Here is a 4,490-nt window from a genome sequence, read left to right as displayed (position 1 = left end):
TAATGACTATCTCGCCTTTTGTTCCCTCCCCACTGATCATTTTTACTTCATTTCGCCAGTTAGCTGGTTGTTTGAGGTGTATATAGAGGTCATTACGCATTAGGTAATGTTTTGCTGTGGTTATTTTAGTGCGGATGGTATTACAGTTAATCTTTTCTCGGCCTTCTTTACTTAAATAATAGATTCTCTGACCGTCATAAAAATAATTTACATAAGGCTCCATACCTTTTAGTATTCGCTGAGCATTCCTATCTGATTTCAAATCGTGGAGTTTCTGAATTTGTTTTCGAGTTAGATAATCTAGATGTTTCAGACTTAATAGAATTTGTTCCTGTCTTTCTCGGTGTAACACCTTTGCCGGATGCACCCAATCCCTCCTTATTCGATTTAATATTTTTCTTAATCAAATCATCATTAATATAAAATGCTTGCATGGTTGTTGAACGGTGCCTTTTATAGATTGCCCTTCCCTGAATAAGTGGTAATTTTTCTGCGCCACCTTCATCTAATACAACAATGCTTGCGGTTGAAGTATCTACTGGTAAACAAATACGAGTAATTAAGTTCCTCTTGATTTGCGAGCCTATAACCTCTGATGTTGGATTCTGTGTGCTGTAGATCAACTTCATTCCACTTGCTCTCCCCCTACGAGCAATATCTTTAATATATTTCTCACAGTTTACTTTCTTCTTTTTCACCTCTTTATCTGTTTCTCCTTCACTAGCTAATTCGGCAGCTTCATCAATGATGATAAAGTGACGTTTTTTAATGCCTGCTAGCTTAACATTTCTCTTTCCTTTTCTTCTCAACATTTCAAACGTGCTAGCCATATCAAATTTAGCTTCTTTTAATACCTTTTCAGCACTATCGACATCTGTAGCAAATCGCTTCACTTGTTTTAGATGTTCATACGGACCAAATTCTAATCCTCCCTTTAAGTCGATAAGAGTAAATTCTACATCATCTGGTTGATTGTATAAAAGAGAGTTAATAATGACGTTTAATGTTGTGCTTTTTCCTGTATCTGTTGCACCGCCAAATAGAATATGAGAACCCGATTCCGATTCAAAATCATGATAAATGATTTCTTTATACGATACACCTATAGGAACAGTCCAGGCTTTACACTTTTTCAATATATCTTCAGTTAAGTCATATCGTTTCTTTAATCCTTCCTCGTAAACTTTGAATCGCAGCATTCCGTCATATTCCATTTCAATTTGTTTATCTAACTTTATACGATTGTTTAAAATGTCCTGCAGCTGCTTTAATACATCGCCTTTCCAATTAATATTCTTTAAGTTTGCTAGATTTAGATCAGGACGACTTTTATTATTTAGGCCATCAATAAACAAGTGCTTTTTATCCTCGAAATCTTTAAAAGAGAGTCCTAGAGGAATTTTATAAACGTACTCCGTGTATTTGTCGTGCTTTCTCTTTCTGTAGATTCTAATGCCTCCTTCTCTTGTTTTTAACCCAGCTTCATCCGCAATGATTTTAATTTTCTCATGGTCATTAGTGGCATTTTTATTTTGAAAATAATAACTAGCTCCAGTAATTCCGGCCATACTTGCAGTGGAAAGTATTTCAAAGAGTATCGCCAGCACCCCCTTTCTTAGTATCTTGTAAAGATAGTCCCTTGTTTAACGAATACATTCGTATTGTTCTAGTGTCAGTTGCATCAAGGCTTCTGCATTTCGTATTAATTTTCGTAGCGCGACAATCAAAGCGTATATTAGAATTTATGTATTAATGCGTAAAAATATACCAGTCCATTCGTAAATAAAGGAATTTATATTTTTATGTAGAAATAAATAATGGGTGATAATATGGAAATGGAATCAAGATTACCGGAGATAATGAATGACAGAGGAATGACACAAGCGCATTTAGTGAGAAGAACAGGTGCTAATAAGACAACAATCAATAACATTGTGAAGTATGGCCAAATCCCGAAGTTACCGCTTGCATATAAAATAGCAAAAGAATTAAATTTACATATTGAGGATATATGGTTTATAAAGGAGAATAAAAATGAACAATTATAAATCACAGCTATACAAAGAAGAACACGCGCTCTTAAACAAGTTAATTGCAACTGAATCAGACAAAAGCGAAGAAGCAGAGAAATACAAAGCAGCCGTTAGGAGAACCATTGAACGATTAAATCAAGATTTAGCAGAAGTGGAGAAGGACGATGAATGATCTAATCAATAAGTACATATCCTACCCACTTGCAGTAACGGTCTTTAAACAAGACTTGGAACGTTTTAAAAGTTTTGAAGTCGGCAATTTATACATGGATATGGTGGAATCAATAATTGAACGAATGCATAAAGATTACTATGAATTAAAATCGGATCTAATATCAAAACATCATATTGACATTAAACGTCTCGGAGCTGGAAAGTACCAAATTAATAAAGAAGTGGTTGAGTTTACATCAGATGAATTAAAGAAAATGACTGAAGAGTTAATGAGTGAGTATTTGCATGGAGATAAGGCAACGAGTTTTGAACGGAAGGAAAGAATGTGGCCCCCCACCCGATAAAGGATAGGGGCATTTTTTATTCTACGTCTTTAGTGAATACCCAAGACAGAATCTCTTTTAACAGCACACGATCCGATTTAACTTGCTGTATCGTATAAGTTTTCCCTTTTACCCAACTTGGAATACTCTCACCTGTTGCGTACTTAGTGGCAGATTTTTTAACTTTGACCTTGCCATTTACTTTTAAAGCTGGCTTAGTTGCTGCCTTTTTACTACCGCTTGGCAATTTGATTTTTTGACCGGGAACAATCAAGTCACCACTTATTTTATTTAAACTCTTTAACACGTCAACAGTGGTATTATATTTTTGAGAAATGCTCCATAAGGTATCACCTTTTTCCACTACGTATACGCCACTAGAGGATACAGTTTCTTTTTCTTCACTTTGCACCAACTTAAGAAAATCGCTCCAGGATATACCATCTTTGTTATCTCTAATTTGTGCTGGGCAATTCTTTTCAGACCAATCATAATGCTGCTTAACCCGATCGATGCTAAGGTTATATTTATCTAGCAAGTGCTTTGTTAATTTAGCGCCATTTTCTACAGCCTTTTTGTAATCACCGTCGGAATTAATACAAATCTCAATAGCAATAGATTCTGTGTTACCGGGTCCTCTGCCGTCTCCTGCATGCCAACATTTCACATTATCATCAAATGACTGAATAACTTCTTTGTCATCAACTTGATAATGCCAACTAGCCTCTCTAGGGTTAAGGTTAGATTGGAGGTTAGCGTGAACCTGTGCATTAGCTCCTTTGTTTGTGTTGCCAGTTTGATGTATTGTAATGTACTTCTTAGGGTTTCCAGTACCGTGTGTGCGTTTATTTATGACGTTTTGAGATACTAATTGCTTTTTAATGTTCATAATTATTTATCCTCCCTAATATTTTTTACTAATTCAAATGCCCCTGTACTAGCAAGACCAGAAGCTAGTCCACCAAGTAATATCTCAGGTGTAAAGGCTCCCTGATTAATCCAAACATTGAGCACTACACCCAATACAGCCATTACCAAAGGAATGTACTTATTTGGGATAAAATCTAAGCTGTTTTTGATGATAAAGCCGATTGCTAGACAGATTGCTAAAACGATTAATACAACGTAATCCATTAACATTTCCATGACTTTTTCACCTCCTTCAAAGGAAAAACCTCCCTTTATGTCGAATAATGTAATTCGAAGGGAGGTGTAAGCTATGCTTCAACAAGATTATTCTGTTTTAGTTAAAAACACTTTTAAAGAAAATGGAGTTGACCATCCTCAACTCGAAAAAGCAATATCAGATATTCTGAATAAAGCTTTAGATTCCCGAACTTTATCCAGACAAATATGGAAAGATGTTTACGAAAACATCGATCGTGATTTTAAAATTAAAAACCGTTTTAGATAAGCTCGTTTAACTTGGAATTAACATAATCAACATATTCATCAAATTCTTTCTTAGATGTAGCTCGTTTTTCTTCTTCGAGCTCATCTATCTTTTTCTCTAATCTTTCTAACCTGTTATTCATTATTTTGATAACAGCAACCAGGTTATCAATTTCTTTTTGCATCCTTTTTCCTCCTTTCTTGAATTGAACAGACCACTTACCTCGGTGGTAAACGCTCTTCAATATCATCTAACTTGTTTATTACAATGTCGTACTTACTGCTAAATCCTCTTAGCACTTCGTTTTGATCGTCTATAGTTTTGTATAATTGTTTTTCCCGCTCCTGCGACTCTTTCCTGCTCGAATAAAAAAGCCATACAAAAAGGACCGCAAATGGTCCTTGAGTGAGAAAATATTGAATTAATGTTTCATCCATGACTTCCTCCTGTTTTTAGACATAAAAAATAACGCCCTATTCAGCGTTTTGTAATTGCTCCAATTCGAATTGAAGCCTTCTTATTTCTTTTTCCCTTTCGGTGAGTTCAGGTTCAATTATTTCCTCTCCC

9 protein-coding genes and 1 pseudogene are annotated in these 4,490 nt (G+C 35.2%); 4 read left to right on the top strand and 6 right to left on the bottom strand.

Annotation, left to right across the window (positions count from 1 at the left end; genetic code table 11):
- Positions 1-262, bottom strand: a pseudogene (locus AAIB49_RS19525) (hypothetical protein); the annotation flags it as partial.
- A complete protein-coding gene (locus AAIB49_RS19520; protein ID WP_343459021.1) occupies positions 249-1,607 on the bottom strand; it encodes an FtsK/SpoIIIE domain-containing protein in 1,359 nt (452 codons plus the stop codon). The pseudogene AAIB49_RS19525 and the gene AAIB49_RS19520, both read right to left, overlap by 14 nt.
- 210 nt (positions 1,608-1,817) lie before the next feature.
- Here AAIB49_RS19520 and AAIB49_RS19515 point away from each other — a divergent pair, with 210 nt between their 5' ends.
- The 3 genes from AAIB49_RS19515 to AAIB49_RS19505 are packed head-to-tail and all read left to right on the top strand — an operon-like array spanning position 1,818 to position 2,551.
- The gene (locus AAIB49_RS19515; protein ID WP_343459020.1) at positions 1,818-2,048 is read left to right on the top strand and encodes a helix-turn-helix transcriptional regulator; all 231 of its coding nucleotides are present in this window, start codon (positions 1,818-1,820) and stop codon (positions 2,046-2,048) included.
- Positions 2,035-2,205, top strand: a complete 171-nt coding sequence (locus AAIB49_RS19510; RefSeq protein WP_343459019.1) for a hypothetical protein — start codon at positions 2,035-2,037, stop codon at positions 2,203-2,205. Before AAIB49_RS19515 ends, AAIB49_RS19510 begins: the two co-directional genes overlap by 14 nt.
- A complete protein-coding gene (locus tag AAIB49_RS19505; RefSeq protein ID WP_343459018.1) occupies positions 2,198-2,551 on the top strand; it encodes a YhjD family protein in 354 nt (117 codons plus the stop codon). Before AAIB49_RS19510 ends, AAIB49_RS19505 begins: the two co-directional genes overlap by 8 nt.
- Positions 2,552-2,567: 16 nt before the next feature.
- On the opposite strand, the gene AAIB49_RS19500 is transcribed toward AAIB49_RS19505, so the two are convergent.
- Positions 2,568-3,419, bottom strand: coding sequence for an N-acetylmuramoyl-L-alanine amidase (locus AAIB49_RS19500; protein WP_343459017.1), 852 nt, complete (start codon positions 3,417-3,419; stop codon positions 2,568-2,570).
- Between the two features lie 2 nt (positions 3,420-3,421).
- Positions 3,422-3,676 (bottom strand): phage holin family protein, encoded by a 255-nt coding sequence (locus tag AAIB49_RS19495; protein WP_343459016.1) that lies wholly within the window; start codon positions 3,674-3,676, stop codon positions 3,422-3,424.
- Positions 3,677-3,749: 73 nt separating this feature from the next.
- Here AAIB49_RS19495 and AAIB49_RS19490 point away from each other — a divergent pair, with 73 nt between their 5' ends.
- Positions 3,750-3,944 (top strand): hypothetical protein, encoded by a 195-nt coding sequence (locus AAIB49_RS19490; protein ID WP_343459015.1) that lies wholly within the window; start codon positions 3,750-3,752, stop codon positions 3,942-3,944.
- Here AAIB49_RS19490 and AAIB49_RS19485 read toward each other — a convergent pair.
- Positions 3,937-4,107 (bottom strand): hypothetical protein, encoded by a 171-nt coding sequence (locus tag AAIB49_RS19485; RefSeq protein ID WP_343459014.1) that lies wholly within the window; start codon positions 4,105-4,107, stop codon positions 3,937-3,939. The genes AAIB49_RS19490 and AAIB49_RS19485 overlap by 8 nt on opposite strands.
- Before the next feature lie 34 nt (positions 4,108-4,141).
- On the bottom strand, positions 4,142-4,360 hold the full coding sequence (locus tag AAIB49_RS19480; protein WP_343459013.1) for a BhlA/UviB family holin-like peptide: 219 nt from the start codon (positions 4,358-4,360) through the stop codon (positions 4,142-4,144).
- Positions 4,361-4,490: the final 130 nt, after the last annotated feature.

This window comes from Ornithinibacillus proteolyticus, assembly GCF_039581225.1.
Taxonomy (GTDB): Bacteria; Bacillota; Bacilli; order Bacillales; family Amphibacillaceae; genus Ornithinibacillus; species Ornithinibacillus massiliensis.
This window is presented reverse-complemented; position numbering and strand designations above follow the sequence as displayed.

Excerpts from the sequence above, each read along its gene's own strand:
- AAIB49_RS19485 (WP_343459014.1), bottom strand. The coding sequence starts at position 4,107 with ATGCAAAAAGAAATTGATAACCTGGTTGCTGTTATCAAAATAATGAAT.
- AAIB49_RS19505 (WP_343459018.1), top strand. The coding sequence starts at position 2,198 with ATGAATGATCTAATCAATAAGTACATATCCTACCCACTTGCAGTAACG.
- AAIB49_RS19490 (WP_343459015.1), top strand. The coding sequence starts at position 3,750 with ATGCTTCAACAAGATTATTCTGTTTTAGTTAAAAACACTTTTAAAGAA.
- AAIB49_RS19515 (WP_343459020.1), top strand. The coding sequence starts at position 1,818 with ATGGGTGATAATATGGAAATGGAATCAAGATTACCGGAGATAATGAAT.
- AAIB49_RS19495 (WP_343459016.1), bottom strand. The coding sequence starts at position 3,676 with ATGGAAATGTTAATGGATTACGTTGTATTAATCGTTTTAGCAATCTGT.
- AAIB49_RS19510 (WP_343459019.1), top strand. The coding sequence starts at position 2,035 with ATGAACAATTATAAATCACAGCTATACAAAGAAGAACACGCGCTCTTA.
- AAIB49_RS19500 (WP_343459017.1), bottom strand. The coding sequence starts at position 3,419 with ATGAACATTAAAAAGCAATTAGTATCTCAAAACGTCATAAATAAACGC.
- AAIB49_RS19480 (WP_343459013.1), bottom strand. The coding sequence starts at position 4,360 with ATGGATGAAACATTAATTCAATATTTTCTCACTCAAGGACCATTTGCG.